This window comes from Weissella sp. ESL1156, from assembly GCF_058505625.1.
Map to the genome: position 1 here is coordinate 1,758,229 of NZ_CP196372.1, position 24,709 is coordinate 1,782,937.

The window sequence follows — 24,709 nt, forward strand, 5'->3', positions numbered from 1 at the left end:
TTAAGTCAATGACCTATCAATTAGGTGGATTTGAAGTGTTTTTTTGTACTTTGTTTAAAAAAATATGCATTTATAAGTGAATATAAAGAGTAATAATGAATAAAAAACAAAAAGTATTGATTTTTTTGCATATTTATTCTATTATTTAGAAAACGTTTTAAAGAGAGGATTCAAAATGAGTAAAGAGAAAGTTGTTTTAGCATATTCTGGTGGTCTAGATACATCGGTTGAAATTGCCTGGTTGAAAAATGCGGGTTATGACGTCATTGCATGTTGTATTAATGTTGGTGAAGAAAAAGACTTGGCAAAAATTCAAGAAAAAGGTAAGCAAGTCGGAGCCGTTGAATCAATTGTTATTGATGCAGAAAAAGAATTCGCTGAAGAATATGCGTTGGTTGCTTTACAAGCACATGCATATTATGAAGGTGAATATCCACTAATTTCAGCCTTATCACGTCCTTTGATTGCAAAAAAATTGGTTTTAGTTGCAAAAGAATTTGGCGCAAGTGCCATCGCACACGGTTGTACAGGTAAAGGCAATGACCAGGTGCGGTTTGAAACAGAAATTCATGCCTTAGCGCCTGAAATGAAAATAGAAGATCCTATTCGTGACCAACATATGTCTCGTGAAATGGAAATTGCTTATGCCAAAGAAAATGGGATTCCCGTACCAATTACAAAAGAAAGTCCATATTCTATTGACGAAAATCTATGGGGTCGTGCGAATGAGTGTGGTGTACTTGAGGATCCTTGGGCAACAGCACCTGAGGATGCTTATGCACGAACGACACCGCTTGAGGAAACGCCAGACACACCAGATTATATTGAAATCACTTTCAAGAAAGGTGTTCCAGTTACAATTAATGGGCAGACTTATGAATTGGCTGAATTAATTAAAAAATTAAATCAAGTTGCAGGCAAACATGGGATTGGCCGTATTGATCATGTTGAGAATCGCTTAATTGGGATTAAGTCTCGTGAAATATATGAATGCCCTGGCGCTGAAGTTTTGTTGAAAGCACATAAAGATTTAGAAGATTTGACAACAACCAAAGATTTGGCGCACTTTAAGCCGCTGATTGAAAAAGAAATTGCTGACACAATTTATAATGCTCTTTGGTTCACACCACTATTTGATTCATTAAAGGCCTTTATTGATGAGAGTCAAAAAGAGGTAAATGGGACAGTGCGGGTGAAATTATTTAAAGGGAATGTCATTTGTGAAGGCCGTCAATCTGATAATTCACTTTATAGTTTAGACTTAGCAACATATACCTCAGCAGACGCCTTTGACCAAGAAGCTGCCGCAGGATTTATTAAGTTATACAGTCTGCCTTCAATCGTGCATGCTCAAGTACAACAAAAATTACAAGAAACAAAACAAATAACGACGAAGTAGGAAGAGGGTTACGTGATGGCAACCAATCAAATGTGGGGTGGTCGATTCGAAAAAGGCAATCAAGCAGATGTGGTGACATTTAATGCCTCGATTTCTTTTGATCAAAGATTAGCTAAGTATGATATTCAAGGATCAATTGCCCATGCCCAAATGTTGACACATACAAAAATACTTTCTGAATCAGAAGGTCATCAAATAGTAGCGGGTTTAAAAAAATTACAAGAAAAGCTAGCTGCAGGAGAATTAAAATTTTCAGATACTTTTGAAGATATTCATATGAATATCGAGCATTTATTACAATTAGAAATAGGTGAAGTGGCAGGAAAATTGCATACGGCTAGAAGTCGTAATGATCAAACCGCGACAGATATGCATTTATTTTTAAAAGAAGAAACAACAACGATAATCACTTTAATGAATCAATTATTGCATGTCGTTGTAGAAAAAGCTGATAAACATGTTGATACTATTATGGCGGGTTATACGCATTTACAACATGCGCAACCCATTTCTTATGCACACTATTTAATGGCATATTACGAGATGTTTATGCGTGATAAGAAACGGTTTGATATTGCATTTGAAAGTGCAAATCAGTCACCATTGGGAGCAGCAGCGTTGGCTGGAACGACTTTTCCAATTGATCGTGTGTACAGTGCAGCAAAATTAAATTTTGCGGATAACTACCAAAACTCAATTGACGCTGTATCTGATCGTGACTATTTAATAGACTTTTTACATGCAGCGACAACATTAATGATGCATTTAAGTCGTTTTTGTGAAGAAATCATTCAATGGCAATCTTATGAGTTTGGTTACATTGAAATTAGTGATGCATTTGCAACAGGCAGTTCCATTATGCCACAAAAGAAAAATCCAGATGTGGCAGAATTAATTCGTGGTAAAACTGGTCGAGTATATGGTGCATTGTTTGCCTTATTAACGACGCTAAAAGGATTGCCGTTAGCTTACGATAAAGACTTACAAGAGGACAAAGAAGGCATTTTTGATACGGTTGATACCGTAAAAGATTGTATTTCATTGTTTACTGAAATGTTGGCAACCATTGAAGTTAAGTCAGATAAATTACAGGCATCGTTATATGATGATTTTTCAAATGCGACAGAGTTAGCTGATTATTTGGCCGATAAAGGTATCCCATTCCGACGAGCACATCAAATTGTTGGTAAATTAGTCCATTTTGGTATGGCAAATCAATTACCATTACAAGAAATGTCATTGGCACAATTGCAACAGGCTGAACCATTGATAAAAGATGATGTGTATGCCGCTTTAGATCCCCAAAATGCGATTGCAAGACGAATATCATTAGGTTCTACTGGTTTTGAACAGGTAAAATATCAAATTAAACAAGCAAAGAAAAAATTAGCAAGTTTTGCAGATTAATTATAAAAACGTGTGAATGAGCGCATAGCTAAAGCTCATTCATGCTTTTTTTTGTACCTTAAATTTGTATAAAAAAACATAAATTTACCCTAGCTTTCAGTTTTCAACCCTAATATAGACCATATTAACAAAGCGGTAAGATAAATTAAAAATTATGATTGATTATTTATGAATATTAAAAAATAATTATCTGATTACCCTTTTTAAATGGATGAATGTGTCACGATATTGCTAAAATGTCGTTTATCAGAAGGAGGGGATATTTTGCAAAGTGTTAGTGAACGGAAGACAAAGAAAAGACATTTTGAAAGCAGTCTACCATGGTTGATACCAATCGCTGTGATTATTTTATGGGAGTTGATTGTTGATATGGGTGTGATTGATACAACCTATGTACCCAGTCCATCAGCCGTTTTTAATCAAGCAGTGACACTATGGCAAACGGGGAATTTACAACAAAATATTGGTATTTCGTTATACCCTGCAACGATGGGATTGTTGATTGGTGGTACGTTTGGCTTTTTTTTGGGTATGGCAAATGGATTATTAAAAATCAGTCATTTATTGTTTAACTCTACTGTGCAAATGGTACGTAACATTCCACACCTTGCTTTGATGCCATTGGTCATTATCTGGTTAGGAATTGGTGAACCAGCAAAAGTGACATTGGTTGCCATTGGTGTCATGTTTCCAATCTATATTAATACATTACATGGCATTCGATCGATTGATCCAAAACTGATTGAAATGGGGCATTCATATCAATTATCAAAATGGCAAATGTTAACAAAGATTATCTTTCCAGGTGCAATGCCCACGATTTTAATGGGAGTTCGGTATGCGTTAGGGGTAATGTGGACGACATTAATTGCTTTAAATCCATTTAATGCCCCTAAAAGTGGGACCGTTGGTTTACCGGTTGCGACTAATATTGCCATATTAGTGGATGGCGCTATTTCTCAAAAAGCTGGTCAAGTCGGAGAAATATTATTACGCGGTGATCATGTGATTACTGATTATCTTGATAGCTGACCAGATTCATTTTATCAAGGATGGTTACGAACAGGCGATTTAGGTCAATTTGATGATGATGGTTATTTAAAGATTGTTGGCCGAATCAAAGATATTATTAGTCATGGCGGCGAGAAGGTGGCCCCAGTTGCCATTGAAGATAGTTTACGTCAATTATCATTTATTGAGGATGTTGTCATTATTGGGTTACCTGACGCACTTTATGGCGAGGAAGTTGTTGCAGTGATCATTCCTAGGGCACAGCGTCAATTAACAGAAGTGGCTATGACGAATCAATTATTGCAATACGCGGCAAATCATTTTTCCTTGCCAGCGAGACCAACGAGGGTTTTCTTTGTTAATCAATACCCACATAATCCAACGGGAAAGGTCATGCGAAACCCAACTGAGTCGTTAAAACTATGGTAGAAAAACAACAAAAAAGAAAATATTTATATGAAGTTGATATCTTAAGATTGATTTTCATTACAGGGGTATTATTAAATCACACAACGACAATGGTGGCTAGTAAATTATCAGCAACCTCGTGGGAAGTAAATTTTCTTAACATGACACATCTGTCTTTACAAGAATGGGTTTTATGTTCATTACAGGGCTTGTTTTATTTCTACAACATTTTCATAAAAAGTTGCATATTTGGTCTTTTTGGAAAAAACGTTTTTTAGGGATAGGTATACCATATATTAGTTGGTGTTTTATTTTACTACTTGGTGAGACACTTATGCAAAATAATGGTGCAACCATGAAAACATTTTTATTGGCATTTATCTATTTAGTATCGCATGGAACTGACCACTATATGTATTATATTATTATTACGATGCAATTATATTTTGTGTTTCCATTATTGGTTTGGTTATTCAAAAAATTTCCAAACAGACATTTATTGATTCTCGGGATTTCTTTTTTCATACAATTGAGCATGTTGTTCTTTATTAAGTATCAATTGCCTCAAATACAAACAAACCATTGGCCATTTTTACTGAATTTAATTTATTAGTTTATCAATTTTACTTTATATTGGGAGCAGTTGTTGCCATTCACTATGACAAGTTTAAATGGTTTATTGAACAACGACATCGAGTTCTTGGTTGGGGCACGCTTGTATTAGCGATAGGGACACTTGGTGAATTTTACTATAATCGATATATTTTAAAGTTATCAATGCAAAAGACATTGGAAATTCACCAACCATATATTTTTATATACGATTTATTTATCATCGGATTTATTATTTGGATTGGCTTGCAATATGCAAAATACCGTGAAAACGGTTTGCCACGGTGGTTAGTTAGCTTTGTTTCAACTGGTTCAAAAATCGGGTTTGGTATGTATTTAGGACAAACAATACCAATTATAGGTTTAGCAATGGTTTTACAGGGATTGACATTGCCCACTTGGCTCATCTTTTTATTAATACCGATCATCTTTTTAATAATTATCATGTTGGATTACTGTATGTCGCTTGTATACTACAAATTGCCGCCATTTGGCTTTTTGATTGGTCGACCACAATGGCATTTAACGAAACAAAAATAATATATATGTTTCTGGAAGTAGTAATTTACCAGGCAAAATGGTCATATTGTTACTTTTTTTGGTCGCATAACTGGATCAATATAAACGGTCAGTTAAACACCCTGTTATAATAATGTTATTAAAGAATGGGAAAAGGATAAAGAAATGTACCAAGAGAAGCCAATTGTAAATGGTCTACGTTGGATCAGTGTGACAGAACCATCATATGAAGATGTCCAACAATTACAAAAAAAATTCGAATTAACCAATAAATTTCAGTCATATGTGCAAGATCCACGTGAGCGGTCACGTTTTGATTATAATGAACAAACAGGTATTGGTATGCTGATTTGGCAAGTCATTATTAAAGAAAAAGGGACCTATCAAGTTAAACCTGTGAGTTTTATTGTTACGAAAGAAACATTGGTTTCTGTGGTACCAATTGCGGTTACTCAAGTAAATGATGAATTAGAAAAAATATTTTCGGGAAATGATTTACCATTAGTGAGTATTATGACGGTATTGTTACGCTTACTTTGGCATTTAAATGACCAATACATGGATCAAATTGATGAAATCAATAACAGCCGAGAAAACTTATCTAAATTCCGTAAAAATCCAACCAATATGCAAATTGAGCATTTAGCATCTTTAAGTAATCAGTTGGTCCATTTGACGACAGCAACAGATAATAATGTCATGGCTATCAAACAAATGAAATTAAGTAGCGATTCTGATTCTGATGAATTATCATTGACAAAACGTGAACGTGATCTAGTTGCCGACGTAGAAATAGAGACGGCACAGAGTCAACAAATTACACAAGATACTTCTGATTTAGTTGAAAAATTATCCAATACTTATAATAATATTTTAAATAATTCTTTAAACGATACGATGCGGTTTTTAACAGTTTGGTCATTAATTTTAGCGATACCACCAATTATTTCCGGATTCTATGGGATGAATATGCATTTGCCATTAGCAAAAGGCACATGGGCATGGTTTGGTACATTAATAATGACACTCATATTCATTGCGGCTATCATTTGGTTGGTCAGAAAGAGAAGATAATTAGATAGTAAGATTAGATCTATTGATCATATCGTTGATATAGTAGCCATTTGGCAATTATCAGAAATTAGCGTTTATGATCAACTCATCATAAAAAATACCCCATAATCGTTAGATTTTTATATCTAACAATTATGGGGCGCTTCATATCATTGTTGTGATAGTTAAACTATCTTTTTTTACAAATGTTAGTAACATTAGTTAGTCGTGATATCGTCTAATATAGCAAACATTGCTTGTTTATTTTCAATAGGGATTGCGTGATTTAAAATGTCAGTTGCTGTTTGGTTTAAGACGGAATTAGAAATATACGCCGCATCGTTAACAACCATTTCGCGAATATTTAATTGCTTAGGTTCCAAGTGACATTGTAAACCAACAACGTTTTGATTGAAAATAAATCCTTGATTTGCTAGATGGTCACTACTAAATAGCAGCTGAGCACCTGTTGGTATGTCAAACATCTCTTCGTGCCAATGCAAAACGACTAATTTTTGAGGTATATTGGGAATGGCATCAGTCTGGACATAAATTGGTGCCCAACCAACTTCTTTAACAGGTGATTTATGAACACTGTACCCCAGAGACATTGTGATTTGCTGGGCACCAAAACAAGCACCAAAGATTGGTTTATTCGCTTGAATTAATTGTTTGATCAATGCTCGTTCTTGATGAATCCAAGGCAGATCATCGTTTGGACTCATTGGACCACCTAAAATGACAAGTAAATCAGTTTCATTGGCAGTAGGCAGCAGATGAAACTGATAAGGATGGTAAATATAAACACTATGATGATGTTCATTGGCCCAGTCTAGAATAGTACCGGGACCTTCATTAGGCGTATGTTGTAAAATATTGATCCTCATGATTGTAAGTTACCTCTATTTTTTAATTAAAATTAACTTACCACAATTTAATGATTTGTAAACAGGCGATTATATTAAAAAACATCATGATTTAAAATCTTTGAGAAAATAGTTAAGGATCATCAATTGAACCATGTTAATCGTTCATTGATGATCCAATTCATTAAAAACAGACGAGAAAAATTTAGTGGGTAAAGTCAACGACCATACGACCAACAATTTGATTGTTTTTCATTTCGTCAATAATGTTGTTAATTTCCGATAGTTTACGTGTATGAACAATTGGTTTAACCTGATGCTCAGCACCAAATTGGAAAGCTTCAGTCAAATCTTGTCGTGTGCCGACTAATGAACCGGCCACTTTGATACCATCTAGTACAGTTTTCGAAATATTTAATCCCATCTCACCTTTAGGGAGTGCAATGGCAACTAAAGTACCATCGGGACGAAGCGCATTAACTGCTGTTGTAAACGATGCCGGGCTAACTGCAGTAATGAGGGCACTGTGAACACCACCAACTTTTTCTTGTAAAATTTGTGATGCGTCTTCAGAACGAGAATTGATTGTTAAATCAGCGCCAAGTGATTTTGTGGCAGCTAATTTGTCATCATCAATATCCACTGCAGCCACATGGGCACCAAAAACACGATGTGCGTATTGCACAGCTAAGTTGCCTAAACCACCAGTACCAACAACTTCAACCCATTGGCCAGGTTTAACATCGCCAGTTTTTAAGCCCTTATAAACTGTTACACCGGCACAAGTTAATGAAGTTGCTTCAATCGGATCAAGACCATCGGGTACTTTAACGGCGTAATCAGCAGGGACGATGCATTCTTCGGCCATCGCACCATCAACATTGAAACCAGAATTTTGTACATTTCGACATAATGTTTCACGGCCAGTTGTGCAATATTCACAGTGACCACAGCCACGATAGAACCAAGCAATTGAAACGCGATCACCAATGGTTAAGTTAGTGACACCATCAGCAATTTTAATGACTTTACCAACACCTTCATGACCGATAATGCGACCAGGAACTTTACCAAAATCCCCCGCGGCAACATGTAAATCTGTGTGACATAAACCACAATATTCCATTTTTACAAGTGCTTCACCGTATTTTAACTCACGTAAGGTAACGTCTTTAATATCAACATAGCCATCACAGCTATCTCTAACAACTGCAGCTTTCATCATACTTTCCTCCAAAATAATAGGTATCCCTCGAAACAATTAAATCATAACAAAAAGACACAACGACGTAAAGTGAAAAAAATCACAAAATAAGACAATTTAGCAAAAATTATCTATGTCAATTTTAAAATGGTATGATATTAACTAATGACGACGGTGTGTAGTGGAGGAATATATGGCGAATATTCAAGATATTGCAAAATTAGCAGGTGTATCTAAGGCAACTGTCTCTAGAATATTAAATCAAGATGCAACTTTTTCAGTATCAAATGTTACCAGAGACCGTGTTTGGCAAATAGCTAATCAACTGAATTATAAATTATCAAATGTTGCTAATAGGAATCAGGTAGATAAATTACATTTGGCAATTGTGACTGCTTTAACAACAGACCAAGAACTGGGCGATCCTTATTTCCAACAAATTATGGCCGGTGTTAATGAGCAGGCATTACTATGGGGTATGAAAATTGCGGATGAGATTAGGTTACCAGCATCAGAAACGATTGAATGGGAAAATTTATCAATATATGGTGCTGTCATCGTTATTGGATTATTAACAGAAGATTTATTGTTAAAAATATATAAATATAATCAAAATATCATTATTATCGATGATAGTCGAAATTTTGATAATTTTGATGTTGTTCGAAATGATTTTGATCGTCAAACGAATCAACTACTAAATTTGCTTTATGCCAATGGTCACCGTAACATTACTTTTATTGGGGGTGAAAAGAATCTTATTGGAGAAGTTGGTGTTGAAAAATCTAGTTTTCTAGATGTACGTCACCAATCCTATTTAGACTGGATGATTCTTCATAAATTAGGGAAAAATATTAATACATATATTACTGATTGGACTTCTGATGCAGCAATGCAAGTGATGAAAAAGATTTTAGACGAGCAAACAACAACAACTGCCATATTTGCTAGTAATGATTTACAGGCGATGGGTGTCTATCGAGCGATTCAAGAAGCAGGCTATAAAATACCAACTGATATTGCTGTTGTTAGCTTTGATGATATTGAAATGGCAAAATATTTATTTCCATCTTTAACGACAGTACGTCCAGCAGCAAAAGAGATGGGCAAGGAAGCGATTAATTTAGTCCGTGAAAAATTAATTGGTGAACGTCAGTCAGCCATTCAACTAACGATGAATTCTAAGATTATCAGACGTGAAAGTATATAAAATATATCAATCATATTTGGCGCTATGAACGACATAGCGCTTTTTCATATTGCAAGTAAACAAGTAAAATAAATAGTTGATTAATTTAAAGAAAGCGATTACAATTCTATTTGTAGGCTGGTAAACAAGTAAACAAACTTGCTAATGCTACATCTCAGAATAATCAACTTAAATAATGATAGGGGAAACATTATGGAAGAAATAAATAATCAGTCACAGCAAACAGCTTTACAAAAAATAGTTTCTAGAGTGTCCTATGCCTTTGGTGCTTTTGGTAACGATGTCTTCTATGGCGCGTTGTCGACCTACTTTATTATGTTTGTAACGACACATTTGTTCAATACAGGCGATAAAGCACAAAATAACCGTATGATTATGTATATCACAGCTATTATAACTATTCTACGCGTTATTGAATTAGTGATTGACCCATTTATTGGTAATTGGATCGATCGAACAAAAACACGTTTTGGTCAGTTTAAGCCTTGGGTCGTCATTGGTGGTACAGTAACCTCTATTATGTTGATGTTACTATTTACGGATCTGGGAGGAATCAATCAAACCCATCCTTATTTATATTTAGTTATTTTTGCAATTCTGTATATTACAATGGATATTTTTTATGCCTTTAAGGATGTTGCTTTTTGGTCAATGATTCCAGCACTATCTTTTAATTCAAAAGAACGAGAACGTACTTCTTCATTTGCCCGTATTGGATCAACTTTGGGTGGTGGCCTTGTTGGGGTAGTTGTCATGCCCCTTGTACTATTTTTCTCAGTCAATCGAGTAAATGGTACTGGTGATTCTCGCGGCTGGTTTGCATTCGGTCTAATTGTCGCGCTTGTTGGGATTGCGACTTCATGGATCGTCGGATTAGGAACCAAAGAAGTGCAATCTGATTTACGAAAAAATGTTGCCGATACAGTTGGTTTTAAACAAATATTTGCGACATTAGCACATAATGATCAGTTGATGTGGATTGCGCTAACTTATGGTATTTATGCCATTGGTATTAACATTGAAAATTCACTTGTTTTGTATTACTTTACCTTTATTATGGGAAAGTCAACCTTATTTTCAATTTTTCAAGGAGTCAACATTGTTATTAGTTTAGTTTCAGTTTCTATTTTTCCAAAATTAGTTGATCGATTTAATCGACGGCGTGTCTTTGCAACGTGTATTGGTATTATGTTAGCTGGCCTATTATTGTTCTCACTAGCGGGTAAATCATTTGCGCTAGTTATCATTGCTGCCGAAATGTTCCAAGTACCCCAAGCAGTTATTTTCTTGGTTGTATTAATGATTATTTCTGATTCAGTAGAATATGGACAACTAAAATTGGGACATCGTGATGAATCTTTGACGCTATCCATTCGGCCACTCTTGGATAAATTGGGTGGTGCACTTTCAAATGGAATTGTCGGTCAAGTTGCCGTTATAGCTGGTATGACGACAGGAGCTACCGCAGCATCTATCACAGCTAGTGGTGCATTTAAATTTAAATTAATGATGTTTGGTGTACCAGCAGTATTACTTATCATTGCATTTATGGTGTTTTGGCGTAAATCAACTTTGACCGAGAAACGTCATGCTGAAATTGTGGATGAATTAGCTAAAACTTGGGGTAAAGATATTACAGTAGATACTAATGAAAATAAGAATCGTGCAACTATTTCATTAACGTCTCCAATAAATGGTCAGATTAAGGCGTTGAACACAGTTTCAGATTCAGTATTTGCAAGTGGTCAAGTTGGTCAGGGATTTGCAATCAAACCATCTGATGGTAAGGTTTATGCACCGTTTGATGCACAAATAAAACAAGTGTTCCCGACACGTCATGCGATTGGATTGGTCTCAAAAGATGGTGTGGCCTTGTTAATTCATATTGGTTTTGGCACAGTTCATATGAACGGCACTGGCTTTATAAGTTTGGTGACAGAAGGCCAACAAGTGAAAAAGGGAACACAGTTAATAGAATTTTGGGATCCAGCAATTAAAAAGGCTGGCTTAGATGATACTGTTGCAGTTGTCGTCACAAATCAACAAAAATTTAAAGATTTTGAATTACTTGTTGAACCAAATAAAGTCGTTAACGCCAATAGCGAACCAGTTTTCTCGTTACAACAAGTTAAAAATTAGTGGAGATAGCAACCTATGAAAAATGATAGTCTAATAGAATATGATGATGAAACACATTCATTTCATCTGCATAATGATGAAATATCTTACTTATTAGGGATTGAAGAAGGTGGTGTACTCGCACATTTGTACTATGGTAAGCGAATTAAGCAGTATCATGGTCAATTAAAATATCCTCGTATTGACCGCGGTTTTTCAGGAAATTTGCCAAATGCAACTGATAGAACATACTCTTTGGATGCTATTTTACGTGAATATAGTTATGAAGGCGATGGAGATTTTCGTTCGCCAGCTATTATTGTGCGACAACATGATGGTAGTAGATCTGCTTTTTTTAAATATTTTGATTTTACGATATCTAATGGTAAGCCGACATTAGAAGGATTGCCAGCCACATATACTTTAAATGATAATGAAGCACAGACGCTAACAGTTCATTTGGTAGATGAGGTTAGTCAAGTGACATTAGCGTTGAACTATACAATTTATCGTGATCGTCCGGTGATTACACGTTCTGTCAAAGTTATCAATAACGGTTCTGAAGCAATACATTTAGAAAAAATTTCTTCGATGATGATTGATTTACCAGTTGGCGAAAAACAGGTGATATCTTTACCAGGTGGTCATGCAAATGAGCGTCACATTAATCGCGAGCCGATAACGTTTGGGACGAAAGTGTTTCAAAGTCGTCGTGGAACGACCAGTCATCATATGAATAATTTTATCGCAATTTGCAATCCCAATACTGATGAATTTCAAGGAGAAGTACTTGGGTTAAGTTTTGCTTATTCGGGGAATCATAAAGAAGAAGTTAGTAAGGATCCATATGGCACATACCGCATTGCAGTGGGGATTAACGATGATCAGTTTGATTGGGAACTTGCCCCAAAAGATTCGTTCCAAGCACCTGAAGTCATTATGACGTATTCAGATAAGGGATTAAATGGTATGAGCCATGCCATACATTCATTATTACAACAAAGAATGGTACGAAGTAAATATAAGAATGAATTGCGTCCCATTGTGGTCAATAATTGGGAAGCGACTTTCATGGATTTTGATGAAGCACGCTTGCAACCAATTGTTGACGAGGCAAAATCAATGGGTATTGAAATGTTTGTCCTAGATGATGGTTGGTTTGGTCATCGTGATGATGATCATTCATCGTTGGGAGACTGGCAAGTATTTTCAAAAAAGTTTCCACAAGGACTGCAACATTTTGCCAATTATATCCATGAACGCGGTTTAAAGTTCGGCATTTGGTTTGAACCAGAAATGATTTCAATAGATTCAACGCTATATAAAAAGCACCCAGAGTATATGCTAAAAGTTCCTAATCGTGAGCCAAGTCCTTCGCGTAGTCAATTTGTTTTAGATATTGGACGTCAAGAAGTTCGGGAAAATATTCATGAACAGATGCGTCAAATATTTGAACAAGTAGATATTGACTACGTTAAATGGGATATGAATCGTAACCTATCAGACATTTATGCAAATGATTTACCCGCTAATCGCCAAGGTGAAGTCATGCACCGCTACGTTCTTGGACTATATAAACTATTAGAAGAGTTAACGAGTGAGTATCCTGACATTCTATGGGAAGGCTGTTCAGGTGGCGGTGGTCGTATTGATGCAGGCTTTTTGTATTATATGCCTCAGTCATGGACTAGTGATAATACAGATGCTGTTGCAAGAATGGGAATTCAATATGGTACGTCATTAGCATATCCAATATCTTCATTTACATCACATGTATCAGAGACTCCCAATCAACAAACTGGGCGAGATACGTCATTAAAAACGCGTGGTGCGGTTGCAATGAGTAGTGTATTTGGATATGAACTAGATTTAACACAAATGACTGAGGCTGAAAAGCAAGCAGTTAAAAAACAAGTTTCCCAATATAAAGCGATTCGAAAATTAGTACAATTCGGTGAGTACAGTCGTTTAATTGATCCTAATCAAAATAATCGTTGTGCTTGGATGTTTGTTAGCCCAAATAAAGATGAAGTTTTAGTATTTTCATTTAAAATTTTATCTGAAGCACAACCAACAAACGAAGTCATTAAATTAGTTAATCTAGACGCAGACAAACTTTATAAAAACGTTGAAACAGGGGATGTTATTGGTGGTGATGAATTAATGCAAACTGGCATATATGAACCAGTTACGTTGTCAGATTTCTCGACGAAGATTTATCATTATAAAGCACTAGATTAAATCAATTTCAAAACTAAAAATAAATTTAACTCTAATTTGAGGATGCTATGAATCAAATTAGAGTTTTATTGTTTACTCGGTTGATAGATAAAGTGTGCCTATTTAAATGATTTAACAAATTGGCCCTCTTTATGTCGTGTAATCTTTCAGAAAATTGTGTATCCTAATGGTGAAGCATATTGGTGGGAATCATTCATCAGATTATTTGATTTTGATGAATTGAGGTTTCGAATGAGGGGCAGCAATATAAAGTTTATTAAATATTTTTTATTTAAATTTTGTGGTCTAAATGAGCGATAATGACGATTTTAGTATGCACTCAGTCAATCATCACAGCGAATGTGGCAAAAAAATGAAAAGGATATGTAAAACAGATGGTTCAAAATCAGGAAATTAGAGCTTATTGGCAAAAATTTTGTCAATTGAACAATATACCAGTGGAGACGGCATATTCTGCTTGGACTTATGGTGATAGTGTGCAAATGGCAGATGAATTAGCAAGATTAACGGTTCAAGGTGTTAAAACAGCGACAACGTCAGCAGCTGAATTATATGAGCAAAATGAACCAAAACCATATACTGGTGAATATAATATTATTTTAAATGGACAAGGACAACCAGTTTGTGTGACACAAACAATGGTCGTTGAAACGATACCATATGATAATGTATCATCTGAACACGCGTATCATGAAGGCGAAGGTGATCGCACGTTACATTATTGGCGGCAAGTTCATGAATCTTTTTTTAAGTCTGAATATGATAAAATGAAGAAAGTATTTCATGAAAAAATACCTTGTATTTGTGAAGTATTTGAAGTAGTAGATGTGAATGATAAACAAGGTATGTCATTTTAAGGGGGGGAATATCATGACAGAAAATGTATTTACAATGAAGCAATTTGATTTGTCTGGCAAAATTGCCATTATTACTGGCGGTGCCTCAGGATTAGGACAATATTACACAAAAGCATTGAGTACCGCAGGCGCAGACGTAATGGTAGTATCGCGTTCACATAATGGGTGGTCCGATATTAAAAATTATGTCGCAAATACAGGACACCGTGTTGAATTTTTAGCCATTGATATTACGGCAGATGGCGCAGCTGACAAGATAGTAGCTGAAGCGGTGGCAAAGTTTGGCAAAATTGATATATTAGTTAACAATGCAGGGATGACCATTCGGCATGAGTGGGACGAATTTCCTAAAGAAGATTGGGATAAAGTGATCAACTTGAATTTAAATGCACTTTATTATTTATCACAGGCGACCGCTAAAGTTATGGCGCAGCAAGAGAGTGGTAAAATTATTAATATTGCATCAATGCAATCATATCGTGCTGGTAAGTTTATTTATCCATATGCAGCCAGCAAGCATGGTGTGGTTGGCCTAACCAAAGCATATGCCGATGCCTTAGCATCACACAATATCCAAGTTAATGCCATTGCACCAGGCTATGTGAATACAGATATGACAAAACCTCTTCAGGAAGATCCAGTTCGTGGACCTGAAATTTTGAATCATATTCCAGCGGGTCACTGGGCTGATCCATCAGAATTAATGGGTGTTGTTGTCTTTTTGGCTAGTGACGCTGCTAGTTACGTGACAGGTGTCACATTACCAGTTGATGGTGGTTATTTACTGCGCTAAGATAATGTCGTTGTCATTTTTTCGTACACGTTGGCTTTTGTTACTTGGTTAGAAATAGCAAAATTAATAATTTCTATCGCATATGATAAATATGGGAACCTCATCAGACAATTATAGAAATATAAAACGATCAGGACGAACCTAGTATGACTAGATTCGTCCTGATCGTTTTATGCTGATTATATAAATAATAATTATGCTTTTTTAGAAATTGAAGCATCTTGGACGCCTAAAAGACTTAAGACGAAGGCGACAATTGGCACGCCGACAATTAATCCCCAGGCACCTAACAAATGTTCCATGACGATAATTGTGGCAAAGGTCAAAAAGATTGGTAGCTCAGTACGACTAGCCATTAGTCTTGGATGTAAGAAATATGATTCAAATAAATGAATGATCGCAACAAGAATCCAGACTTCTAATGTACCAACCCAACCTAGCGCAGCAAAAGAAATAATACTCAAAGGAATCAATGAAATTAGGACACCTGCAATAGGAATCAGTCCTAGTATAAAGATAAGTAAAGCCATGACCATGATACTTGGTACCTTAATAATGCTTAAGCCAATGACCATTAAAATGGTGTTAATAAAGGCAATCGTTAGTTGTACCTCAATAACACTGCCAAAGATTAACACAAACGTGCTGGTTAGTTCGTAGACGTTTTTAAAAAATTTTGGATAATTTGAATTTAAAAATTGGCTACCAAAGACACGTAATCGTTGCCATGAAACAGCAAAAATAAAACTCAAAAAAACAGATAGTAAGATTTTTGAGAGAATACTACCAATCGTATTTAAAGTATCCCAACCACTAGCAAGTAAGCTTTTCCAATTTTTGCTAATTTCACTCAACAAATCCAAATTTTGATAGGTATCGTTGAGATATTTTTTAATATCAGGGAAACTTTTAATGACTTTCATGACTTCATCAGGAATCACTGCAAATTGTTCGACTAACGTTGGCACGATAAACGTGAAAGCCATAACAAAGATAAGGATGCTTAGGATGAATAAAAGTAAGACAGAAAAGCCATAGGGTATTTTTGTCCAGTGACTAATTTTATTTGCACTTTTAATTGCTAAATAACTGAAAATAATTGTTAGTAAAACAATGCTGATTAAATCTCTAATAATGTATAAGAAAAGCAAAATGAAAACTAAGGCAATTAATTTTTGGATATCGGTTCGTTTAAATATTGTTTTAAAATCTATCACAAAGTTACTCCTTAAATGATTCAATATAACCATCCTAATTATACCCACAGTTATTATAAGAAAGGCAAGCGGAAATATTGAAGTTTATATGAAATATAAGTTGCTTGTTTGGGTTAGCACATTTAAGTTGTTAAAATATCATTTATGTAACAGAGCGTTATGATTTTGAAAATTAGTTAATAAAACGCATAATTTATGAATTAAATGTAAATTTTGTTCGCTTATAAAATGAAAATGCGATAACAAAAGCTTTTATATAGGGGATTGTCAATTTATTTAACGAAATATTAATGAATAATAACTTGAAAATGAGTATCAAATAATCTAATAATTTGACTATTGTTTCAAAATAAGTAACAGAGAGTTACGTGATGATGGTTAGGAAAGTGGGTAAAAAAATGGTTTCACGTCGGTTGAAAATTATAGGTGGTGTAGCGGTTGTTGTCGTTGTTGGTGGGATTGTCTATGGTGTTTCTAATGCTTCAAAATCTTCAAGTAAGAAGAATTATACTGTTGCAATGGTCACCGATGTTGGTGGGATTGACGATAAATCTTTTAACCAATCAGCATGGGAAGGTTTGCAGAGTTGGGGGAAACAGCATGGTCTAAAAAAAGGTGCAAATGGGTATAATTATTTGCAATCTAAATCACAAGCAGAATTTGCACCAAACTTTCAACAAGCAGTGCAAAGTAAATATGACTTAATTGCAGGCATTGGCTATTCATTGCATAATGCCACGGTGAGTTCCGCACAAAAGAATCCCAAAACGGATTATGTCTTAGTGGATGATATTGATCAGAAAAAGACAAAAAATGTGGTATCAGTTATGTTTCGATCAGAACAATCATCATACTTAGCTGGTGTTGCTGCAGCAACAAAGGCAAAGGCATTAAATCAAACAACAGTTGGGTTCGTTGGTGGGATGCATAGCAATATTATTGATGCGTTTGAAGCTGGTTATACTGCCGGTGTGAAATCAGTTGATAAGAATTTAAAGGTTGATGTGCAATATGCAGATTCATTTGGGGATGCTGCGAAGGGACAAACAATCACAGATGCGATGATGGCTAAAGGTGAGAAAATTATCTTTCAAGCAGCCGGGGCAACTGGTAATGGTGTATTTACAGCTGCCAAGGACAATAATCAATCATTAGTAGCCAATTCTAAAGATAAAGTTTGGGTTATTGGTGTTGATATGGATCAATCTAACATGGGTAATTACAAAACGAAAGATGGTAAGCACAGTAACTTTACGTTAACGTCATCAATTACAGGCGTTGGTCGTGGGTTACAATTGATTGCAAACAAAGCCATGAAGAATCAATTCCCAGGTGGTAAGATTGTTGCTTATGGTTTAAAAGAGGGTGGTGTTTCAACACCAACTAAGAATTTAACAACTGCTGAGAAAAAAGCAGTACTGAAAGCAAAGCAAGGTATTATTAAGGGAAATATTAAAGTGCCAGCACACCCAGCTAATTCTAAATTCAATCAATCATTCTAATTTAAAAAAAGTTCCAAAAAATTACCGAATGGCAAAAATTAATTTTTAATAATTAATCTATTTAAAACGTTTTATGACAAACGTTTCATTTAATTGAATTTATAATTGTTCGCTTTTAATGAATAACTAAGCTTAAAAAGTACGTAAAAGGTTTTACCAAAAGACCAAAAAGATAACATTTTTCGTTGCACATCATTTGGAGACAGTCTATACTATTCAAAGGAATTAACGTTCTGAACAGTGTTAACCTATTTGTTAACTAACGATAATACAGTTGATTTAAATGAACGAAAGTTGAGGAGAATGGGACATGGTTTCACGTCGAAATATCGTCATTGGTGGTGTGGCAATTGTCATTATTGCGGGTGTGGGCGCAACAATGATTAGTAATAAGAACGCAAGTAATAATAAAAAAGATTTTTCCGTTGCAATGGTTACTGATGTTGGTGGTGTAGATGATCGTTCATTTAACCAATCTGCTTGGCAGGGTGTTAAGGACTGGGGAAAGTCGCACAATCTTAAAAAGGGTAAAGATGGTTATAATTACTTTGCTTCAAAAACAAATGCTGACTTTGCGCCAAATTTCCAACAAGGTGTTTCTGCTAACTATAACTTATTGATTGGTGTAGGTTATGCAACCAATGATGCACTTGTTGAGTCTGCCGAAAAAAATAAAAAGACAGACTATGTATTGATTGATGATAAGGCAAAGAAGCCACTAAAAAACGTTGCATCAATGATGTTTAAACAACATGAAGCATCATATTTAGCAGGTGTTGCAGCAGCGACGAAAGCAAAAGAAATTGGTGACAATAAAGTTGGCTTTATTGGTGGGATGAGTTCTGCCACAATTAAAGCCTTCCAAGCTGGTTATATTGCTGGTGTGAAATCAGTTGACCCAAATATCAAGGTAGATTCACAGTTTATTGAATCATTTACAGATACAGCAAAATCGAAAACGATTGCTGATGCGATGTATACTTCAGGTTCACACATTATCTTCCAAGCAGCAGGACCTGCTGGAAATTCAGTGTTTACATCAGCAAAGGATATCGACACAAAGTTAAACAAGGATGATAAAAGTAAAGCTTGGGTAATTGGTGTTGATATGGATCAAAAAGATCAAGGAAATTATAAAACTAAAGATGGGCAAGCTGCCAACTTAACATTAGCATCAGCAGTTAAGAAGATTCCTAGCTCGATCGTTAAAATTTCTAATCAAGCAATGAAGGGACATTTCCCAGGTGGTAAAACGGTTTCATTTGGTTTGAAAAATGGCGGGGTTGGTCTAACGACGGCAAACTTGAATGACACAGAGAAAAAGGCTGTTCAAAAAGCTGAAAAGGCAGTCAAGTCGGGCGAAGTGACAGTACCAAACAAAATGAAATAAATTTGTAGATAGATAAGCGTTAGAGGGGAAGCGGAACAGAATAATGTTCGGCTTTTTCTAGTGTTAGAACATATTTCGTTAGCGTTATGTGACAAAAATGTTAAAAGACGAAAGATTTCAGTCGGTATACTAGCAAAACGTTAAAAACATCTGTAAAATTAAATTCGTATATTAGATTTTATTAGTAAGCAAGTGAATAAATTTTCAGGGAGAAAGAAAATATGGCAGATGAGCCAATTGTGCTAGAAATGCATCATATTGTGAAGCAATTTGGCGATTTTCGTGCAAATGATGGGATTGATTTACAAGTAAGACGCGGACAGATTCATGCGTTACTCGGTGAAAATGGTGCGGGAAAGTCAACATTAATGAATCAATTGTCTGGTTTATTACAACCAACTTCTGGTGATATTTTAATTAATGGCCAAAAAATTGTGGTCGATAGTCCAGCGAAAGCAGCGGAACTTGGTATCGGGATGGTTCATCAGCATTTTATGTTAATGGATGCCTTTACAGTTACTGAAAACATTATTTTGGGATCTGAACCAGTTAATGGCATAAAATTAAATATCAAACAAGCTGGTCAGGACATTAAGCAATTATCAGAACAATATGGCTTAGATGTTGATCCAAATGCGTTGGTTAGTGATATTTCGGTTGGTATGCAACAACGTGTTGAAATTTTGAAGACACTTTATCGTGGTGCTGATATCTTAATCTTTGATGAACCAACTGCGGTTTTGACACCGCAAGAAATTGAAGAATTAATGGATATTATGCGTCATTTAGCTGCTGAAGGTAAGTCAATTATTTTAATAACACATAAGTTAGATGAAATTAAAGCAGTCGCTGATCAAGTAACTGTAATTCGACGTGGTCAATCAATTGATTCCTTCCCAGTAGCAGGGGTATCTTCACAGGAATTAGCAGATATCATGGTAGGACGTTCTGTTTCGCTATATTCGACAGAAAAAACGCCTGCACAACCCAAAGAGACTGTTTTATCATTAGAACATTTGACAGTCAAAGATAATCGTGGCGTGATCGCAGTTAAAGATTTGAATCTTGATATTCATGCAGGAGAAGTTGTTGGAATTGCTGGTATTGATGGTAATGGGCAATCAGAATTAATCTCAGCAATAACAGGACTAATGCCAACTGCTTCCGGAAAAGTGCTATTGAATGGTAAAAATATGACGAATAAAAAACCGCGTCAAATAACCGAAGCCGGCATTGCACACATACCTGAAGATCGGCAACGTTTTGGGTTAGAATTAGAAATGACGTTGGCAGAAAATATGGCATTACAAACATACTATAAACGACCTTTATCGAAGTATGGTGTGTTAGATTATGAAGCAATCAATGAACATGCTCGTGAATTAATTGCAAAGTTTGATGTGCGCACTGTGAATGAATTAGTACCAGCTGGTTCTTTATCAGGAGGAAATCAACAAAAAGCTATTATTGCACGTGAATTAGACCGTCATTCTGATTTTATTATTGCCGCGCAACCAACTCGTGGTTTGGATGTCGGGGCTATTGAATACATTCACCAACAGCTGATTTATCAACGTGATGCTAACAAGGCAGTGATGCTCGTCAGTTTTGAGTTAGATGAAATTTTGAATGTTGCAGATCGTATTGCAGTTATTTCACATGGTGAGATTACGGGTATTGTCAATGCAAATGAAACTTCGAAGAATGAGCTTGGTCTGTTAATGGCAGGTATGTCACTAGAAGAGGCTCGATCACAAATAGCAGGAGAATAATCACGTGAATAAAATTAATTCATATAGTACAGGGCTTGTTGCTGGCTTGGCTGTCTTCTTTGGTTTATTGGTCGGCGCAATTATTATGTTGGTATCAGGATTTAATCCGGTAACTGGGTACATTAGTTTAGTACAGTCAGCATTAGGATCGTCATTAAATATTGGTGAAGTATTACGTGCGATGACACCGTTGATTTTGACTGCTGCTGGCTTTTTGGTAGCACAAGCTGCTGGTTTTTTTAACATTGGTCTTTCGGGACAAGTTTGGGTTGGCTGGATTTCGTCAACGTGGTTTGTACTAGCAAATCAAGGTATGAATCCATGGCTTTTGATTCCAATAGCCGTTATTATTGGTGCCCTTGGTGGTGCTGTCATGGGCTATATTCCAGGCTGGTTACGAGCACAATTTGGCGCATCTGAAGTTATTACCACAATTATGTTAAATTACATTGCTTTGTATGCTGGTAATGCCATTGTACAAGGGTTGCCTAAAAAATTGATGGCAACGACTGATATGACCAAGACACTAGATACATCTAATTCATTACGTTGGGATTTATTATCTAATTTAACGGGTGGATCACGACTAAATATTGGGTTTATTATCGCAGTAATTGCATTGCTTGGTATTTGGTTTATTATGAAACGCACAACACTTGGTTTTGAAATTCGTGCTGTCGGATTGAACCCTAATGCGGCACGTTATGCAGGGATGTCAGCAAAGCGAAATGCCATTATTGCAATGACAATTTCTGGTACATTAGCTGGTTTGGCAGGTGCAACAGAAGGATTAGGAACTTATTTAAATATTTTTTCACAATCTTCAGCACCACAGGTTGGCTATGATGGGATGGCTGTTGCCTTGTTAGCTTCTGGGTCATTCCTAGGTATTTTATTTGCAGCATTCTTATTCTCTGTTTTATCAGTGGGAGGCCTAGGTATGCCTTTAGCAACTGGCGTGCCAACTGAATTAGTTTCCGTTGTTACAGCGTCAATTATCTTCTTTATTGGTGCTAATTATTTGATTCGTTTAATCCTTGTTAAGTTAGATGAGGATGATCCTAAGCAAAAGGATAAAAAGAATAAGCGTCAAAAATCAACGACAACGAATCCAAAGGAGGCTAAGTGATTATGAGTTTAGAAATCATCTTACAATTAGTCATTTCAAGTACATTAGTTTATTCAGCACCATTGATTTTCACGGCCTTAGGTGGCACATTTTCGGAACGCGCGGGAATTGTTAACGTTGGTCTTGAAGGAACCATGATTATGGGTGCTTTTGCGGGAGTTGTTTTTAATTTAACTTTTGCTAATCAATTTGGTAGTGCGACACCTTGGTTAGGCTTAATTGCTGGTGGTGTTATTGGACTAGTATTTTCATTACTACATGCGGTAGCGACGATTACACTGCGTGCTGACCACATTGTGTCAGGAACAGTGATGAATTTAATGGCACCAGCATTAGGTGTTTATATTATTAAGTTGATGTATGGTAAAGGTCAAACGTCAATGATTTCACAGAATTTTGGTTACTGGAATGTACCTCTTTTGAGTAAAATACCAGTTATTGGACCAATCTTATTTACAAAAACATCATCAACTGCTTGGGTTGCTATTCTGATTGCCTTTGTTGCATCATGGGTATTATTCAAGACGCGCTTTGGTTTGCGGTTACGTTCAGTTGGTGAAAATCCACAGGCTGCTGATACACTTGGATTGAAAGTTTATGCACTACGTTATTCGGGTGTTTTAATTTCAGGTGTGTTAGGTGGTATTGGCGGGGCCTTGTTTGCACAGTCAATTGCAGGTAATTTTTCAGCTTCAACAATTGTAGGTCAAGGATATATGTCAATGGCCGCAATGATTTTTGGTCGTTGGAATCCAATCGGTGCAATGGGTGCAGCCTTATTCTTTGGTTTCTCACAATCAATGGCCATTGTTGGTGCACAACTGCCAGTGATTGATCAAATTCCAGCAGTTTATCTACAAATTGCACCATATGTCTTTACGATTTTGATTTTGGTTATTTTCTTTGCAAAGTCAAAGGCACCAGCAGCAGATGGTGTTAATTATATTAAGTCTGTTTAATCATTAGTTAATGAATGTCATTCCTAATTGTACGTAAGGAGTGGCATTTTTTAATAGGTCGGTTATTGCTATAATAGAATGTACAGTTAAGCATGTGAGGGTATGGAGACATGTTCAACTATGAAATGGATAAGGGGTGGAAATTGAGATGATTACAACAATTGCATTGGATTTAGATAATACATTACTCAACTCAGAAAAAGAGATTTCAGCAGAAAATGAACGTATTTTAAAAAAATTACACCGTACTGGTAAGCGAATTGTTTTGTGCACGGGACGCCCAATTCAAGGTATTCAAAAATTTCTTAAACAATTAGCACTATTTGAACCAAATGATTATGCCGTTACATTTAATGGTGGCTTAATTCAACACAATCAAAGTAAAGACATTTTGGCACAGACAACGATTAGTAAACAAGATATTGCTGTTTTATTTGCTGATGCATTGGTTCGACACTATCCAATTGATGTGATTGGCGCTAATCAAGTTTATTCATTGATTGAATTAGGAAAGTCTGCTTATGAAGACTTTATGGGCGCAGCTTTACCTTTTAAAGATGTTGCTTTTGAAGACTTACCTGTTGATCAAGCATTTGGGAAAGCTGTTTGTGCAGCACCAGCAGATGTTGTTCAACGAGTTCGCCAAGAAATGCCAAATGAATTAACAGATTTATTACATATCGTGCCTTCGCGTACAGAACTATTAGAATTTTTGCCTAACCAAGTGAATAAAGCGCGTGGTTTGTCGCAATTAATGTCACATTTTGGTGAATCACTTGAAAATGTGATGACCTTTGGTGATGAAGAAAATGATTTTGAAATGATTCAGCAGGCGGGTATTGGTGTTGCGATGGGTAATGCAATTCCCCAAATTAAGGCAGTCGCTAATGCTGAAACATTGACTAATAATGAAGATGGTGTTGCTGCATATTTGAAGCAATATTTTGATGTGAAATAGTTGATATTGTCATTTTTATAAAGCAAAAATCGCAGTTGTGCTAGACATACTCTAATACGACTGCGATTTTCATTTTATATGTTT

Annotated in this window: 21 protein-coding genes; 18 read left to right on the forward strand and 3 right to left on the reverse strand. The window is 35.8% G+C overall.

Annotated features, from left to right (window positions below; genetic code table 11):
• Positions 1-175 precede the first annotated feature (175 nt).
• From ACSKY2_RS08820 to ACSKY2_RS08850, 7 genes are all read left to right on the forward strand, one after another.
• A complete protein-coding gene (locus ACSKY2_RS08820; protein ID WP_489877496.1) occupies positions 176-1,399 on the forward strand; it encodes an argininosuccinate synthase in 1,224 nt (407 codons plus the stop codon).
• Positions 1,400-1,414: 15 nt separating this feature from the next.
• Entirely contained in the window at positions 1,415-2,806 is a 1,392-nt protein-coding gene (gene argH, locus ACSKY2_RS08825; protein WP_489877497.1) for an argininosuccinate lyase, read from the forward strand.
• Between the two features lie 264 nt (positions 2,807-3,070).
• Positions 3,071-3,838, forward strand: coding sequence for an ABC transporter permease (locus ACSKY2_RS08830; RefSeq protein ID WP_489877498.1), 768 nt, complete (start codon positions 3,071-3,073; stop codon positions 3,836-3,838).
• Positions 3,839-3,934: 96 nt separating this feature from the next.
• Positions 3,935-4,246, forward strand: a complete 312-nt coding sequence (locus ACSKY2_RS08835; RefSeq protein ID WP_489878248.1) for an AMP-binding enzyme — start codon at positions 3,935-3,937, stop codon at positions 4,244-4,246.
• Between the two features lie 172 nt (positions 4,247-4,418).
• Positions 4,419-4,838 (forward strand): acyltransferase family protein, encoded by a 420-nt coding sequence (locus ACSKY2_RS08840; protein WP_489877499.1) that lies wholly within the window; start codon positions 4,419-4,421, stop codon positions 4,836-4,838.
• Positions 4,808-5,377 (forward strand): hypothetical protein, encoded by a 570-nt coding sequence (locus ACSKY2_RS08845; RefSeq protein WP_489877500.1) that lies wholly within the window; start codon positions 4,808-4,810, stop codon positions 5,375-5,377. The genes ACSKY2_RS08840 and ACSKY2_RS08845 overlap by 31 nt, the downstream gene beginning before the upstream one ends.
• Before the next feature lie 144 nt (positions 5,378-5,521).
• Positions 5,522-6,430, forward strand: coding sequence for a magnesium transporter CorA family protein (locus ACSKY2_RS08850; protein ID WP_489877501.1), 909 nt, complete (start codon positions 5,522-5,524; stop codon positions 6,428-6,430).
• Positions 6,431-6,627: 197 nt separating this feature from the next.
• On the opposite strand, the gene ACSKY2_RS08855 is transcribed toward ACSKY2_RS08850, so the two are convergent.
• Both ACSKY2_RS08855 and adhP read right to left on the reverse strand, forming a co-directional pair.
• Complete coding sequence (locus ACSKY2_RS08855) at positions 6,628-7,296, reverse strand: type 1 glutamine amidotransferase (RefSeq protein ID WP_489877502.1); 669 nt, start codon at positions 7,294-7,296, stop codon at positions 6,628-6,630.
• Positions 7,297-7,480: 184 nt separating this feature from the next.
• Positions 7,481-8,497, reverse strand: coding sequence for an alcohol dehydrogenase AdhP (gene adhP / locus ACSKY2_RS08860; protein WP_489878249.1), 1,017 nt, complete (start codon positions 8,495-8,497; stop codon positions 7,481-7,483).
• A gap of 175 nt (positions 8,498-8,672) precedes the next feature.
• Here adhP and ACSKY2_RS08865 point away from each other — a divergent pair, with 175 nt between their 5' ends.
• The 5 genes from ACSKY2_RS08865 (at position 8,673) to ACSKY2_RS08885 (ending at position 15,698) form a co-directional block, all read left to right on the forward strand.
• Positions 8,673-9,689 carry a LacI family DNA-binding transcriptional regulator gene (locus ACSKY2_RS08865; RefSeq protein WP_489877503.1) on the forward strand — a complete coding sequence of 339 codons (1,017 nt, stop codon included), beginning with the start codon at positions 8,673-8,675 and terminating at the stop codon, positions 9,687-9,689.
• Positions 9,690-9,881: 192 nt separating this feature from the next.
• Entirely contained in the window at positions 9,882-11,828 is a 1,947-nt protein-coding gene (locus ACSKY2_RS08870) for a sugar MFS transporter (protein ID WP_489877504.1), read from the forward strand.
• A gap of 15 nt (positions 11,829-11,843) precedes the next feature.
• A complete protein-coding gene (locus ACSKY2_RS08875; protein WP_489877505.1) occupies positions 11,844-14,048 on the forward strand; it encodes an alpha-galactosidase in 2,205 nt (734 codons plus the stop codon).
• A gap of 374 nt (positions 14,049-14,422) precedes the next feature.
• Positions 14,423-14,905, forward strand: coding sequence for an ASCH domain-containing protein (locus ACSKY2_RS08880; protein WP_489877506.1), 483 nt, complete (start codon positions 14,423-14,425; stop codon positions 14,903-14,905).
• A gap of 13 nt (positions 14,906-14,918) precedes the next feature.
• Complete coding sequence (locus ACSKY2_RS08885; protein ID WP_489840097.1) at positions 14,919-15,698, forward strand: glucose 1-dehydrogenase; 780 nt, start codon at positions 14,919-14,921, stop codon at positions 15,696-15,698.
• A 194-nt stretch (positions 15,699-15,892) separates the two neighbouring features.
• Here ACSKY2_RS08885 and ACSKY2_RS08890 read toward each other — a convergent pair whose 3' ends face one another.
• Complete coding sequence (locus ACSKY2_RS08890; RefSeq protein WP_489877507.1) at positions 15,893-16,915, reverse strand: AI-2E family transporter; 1,023 nt, start codon at positions 16,913-16,915, stop codon at positions 15,893-15,895.
• A gap of 398 nt (positions 16,916-17,313) precedes the next feature.
• Here ACSKY2_RS08890 and ACSKY2_RS08895 point away from each other — a divergent pair, with 398 nt between their 5' ends.
• The 6 genes from ACSKY2_RS08895 (at position 17,314) to ACSKY2_RS08920 (ending at position 24,625) form a co-directional block, all read left to right on the forward strand.
• Positions 17,314-18,417 (forward strand): BMP family lipoprotein, encoded by a 1,104-nt coding sequence (locus ACSKY2_RS08895; RefSeq protein ID WP_489840602.1) that lies wholly within the window; start codon positions 17,314-17,316, stop codon positions 18,415-18,417.
• 310 nt (positions 18,418-18,727) lie between these two features.
• Positions 18,728-19,807, forward strand: coding sequence for a BMP family lipoprotein (locus ACSKY2_RS08900; RefSeq protein ID WP_489877508.1), 1,080 nt, complete (start codon positions 18,728-18,730; stop codon positions 19,805-19,807).
• A 221-nt stretch (positions 19,808-20,028) separates the two neighbouring features.
• Positions 20,029-21,579: an ABC transporter ATP-binding protein gene (locus tag ACSKY2_RS08905; protein WP_489877509.1), complete on the forward strand. Its 1,551-nt coding sequence runs from the start codon at positions 20,029-20,031 to the stop codon at positions 21,577-21,579.
• Between the two features lie 4 nt (positions 21,580-21,583).
• Positions 21,584-22,708: an ABC transporter permease gene (locus tag ACSKY2_RS08910; RefSeq protein WP_489877510.1), complete on the forward strand. Its 1,125-nt coding sequence runs from the start codon at positions 21,584-21,586 to the stop codon at positions 22,706-22,708.
• A gap of 2 nt (positions 22,709-22,710) precedes the next feature.
• Positions 22,711-23,667 carry an ABC transporter permease gene (locus ACSKY2_RS08915; RefSeq protein WP_489877511.1) on the forward strand — a complete coding sequence of 319 codons (957 nt, stop codon included), beginning with the start codon at positions 22,711-22,713 and terminating at the stop codon, positions 23,665-23,667.
• 148 nt (positions 23,668-23,815) lie between these two features.
• The gene (locus ACSKY2_RS08920) at positions 23,816-24,625 is read left to right on the forward strand and encodes a Cof-type HAD-IIB family hydrolase (RefSeq protein ID WP_489840091.1); all 810 of its coding nucleotides are present in this window, start codon (positions 23,816-23,818) and stop codon (positions 24,623-24,625) included.
• Positions 24,626-24,709 lie beyond the last annotated feature (84 nt).

Excerpts from the sequence above, each read along its gene's own strand:
- ACSKY2_RS08865 (WP_489877503.1), top strand. The coding sequence starts at position 8,673 with ATGGCGAATATTCAAGATATTGCAAAATTAGCAGGTGTATCTAAGGCA.
- ACSKY2_RS08875 (WP_489877505.1), top strand. The coding sequence starts at position 11,844 with ATGAAAAATGATAGTCTAATAGAATATGATGATGAAACACATTCATTT.
- ACSKY2_RS08920 (WP_489840091.1), top strand. The coding sequence starts at position 23,816 with ATGATTACAACAATTGCATTGGATTTAGATAATACATTACTCAACTCA.
- ACSKY2_RS08855 (WP_489877502.1), bottom strand. The coding sequence starts at position 7,296 with ATGAGGATCAATATTTTACAACATACGCCTAATGAAGGTCCCGGTACT.
- ACSKY2_RS08840 (WP_489877499.1), top strand. The coding sequence starts at position 4,419 with ATGTTCATTACAGGGCTTGTTTTATTTCTACAACATTTTCATAAAAAG.
- adhP (WP_489878249.1), bottom strand. The coding sequence starts at position 8,497 with ATGAAAGCTGCAGTTGTTAGAGATAGCTGTGATGGCTATGTTGATATT.
- ACSKY2_RS08880 (WP_489877506.1), top strand. The coding sequence starts at position 14,423 with ATGGTTCAAAATCAGGAAATTAGAGCTTATTGGCAAAAATTTTGTCAA.
- argH (WP_489877497.1), top strand. The coding sequence starts at position 1,415 with ATGGCAACCAATCAAATGTGGGGTGGTCGATTCGAAAAAGGCAATCAA.
- ACSKY2_RS08870 (WP_489877504.1), top strand. The coding sequence starts at position 9,882 with ATGGAAGAAATAAATAATCAGTCACAGCAAACAGCTTTACAAAAAATA.
- ACSKY2_RS08915 (WP_489877511.1), top strand. The coding sequence starts at position 22,711 with ATGAGTTTAGAAATCATCTTACAATTAGTCATTTCAAGTACATTAGTT.
- ACSKY2_RS08850 (WP_489877501.1), top strand. The coding sequence starts at position 5,522 with ATGTACCAAGAGAAGCCAATTGTAAATGGTCTACGTTGGATCAGTGTG.
- ACSKY2_RS08885 (WP_489840097.1), top strand. The coding sequence starts at position 14,919 with ATGACAGAAAATGTATTTACAATGAAGCAATTTGATTTGTCTGGCAAA.
- ACSKY2_RS08895 (WP_489840602.1), top strand. The coding sequence starts at position 17,314 with ATGGTTTCACGTCGGTTGAAAATTATAGGTGGTGTAGCGGTTGTTGTC.
- ACSKY2_RS08820 (WP_489877496.1), top strand. The coding sequence starts at position 176 with ATGAGTAAAGAGAAAGTTGTTTTAGCATATTCTGGTGGTCTAGATACA.
- ACSKY2_RS08905 (WP_489877509.1), top strand. The coding sequence starts at position 20,029 with ATGGCAGATGAGCCAATTGTGCTAGAAATGCATCATATTGTGAAGCAA.
- ACSKY2_RS08900 (WP_489877508.1), top strand. The coding sequence starts at position 18,728 with ATGGTTTCACGTCGAAATATCGTCATTGGTGGTGTGGCAATTGTCATT.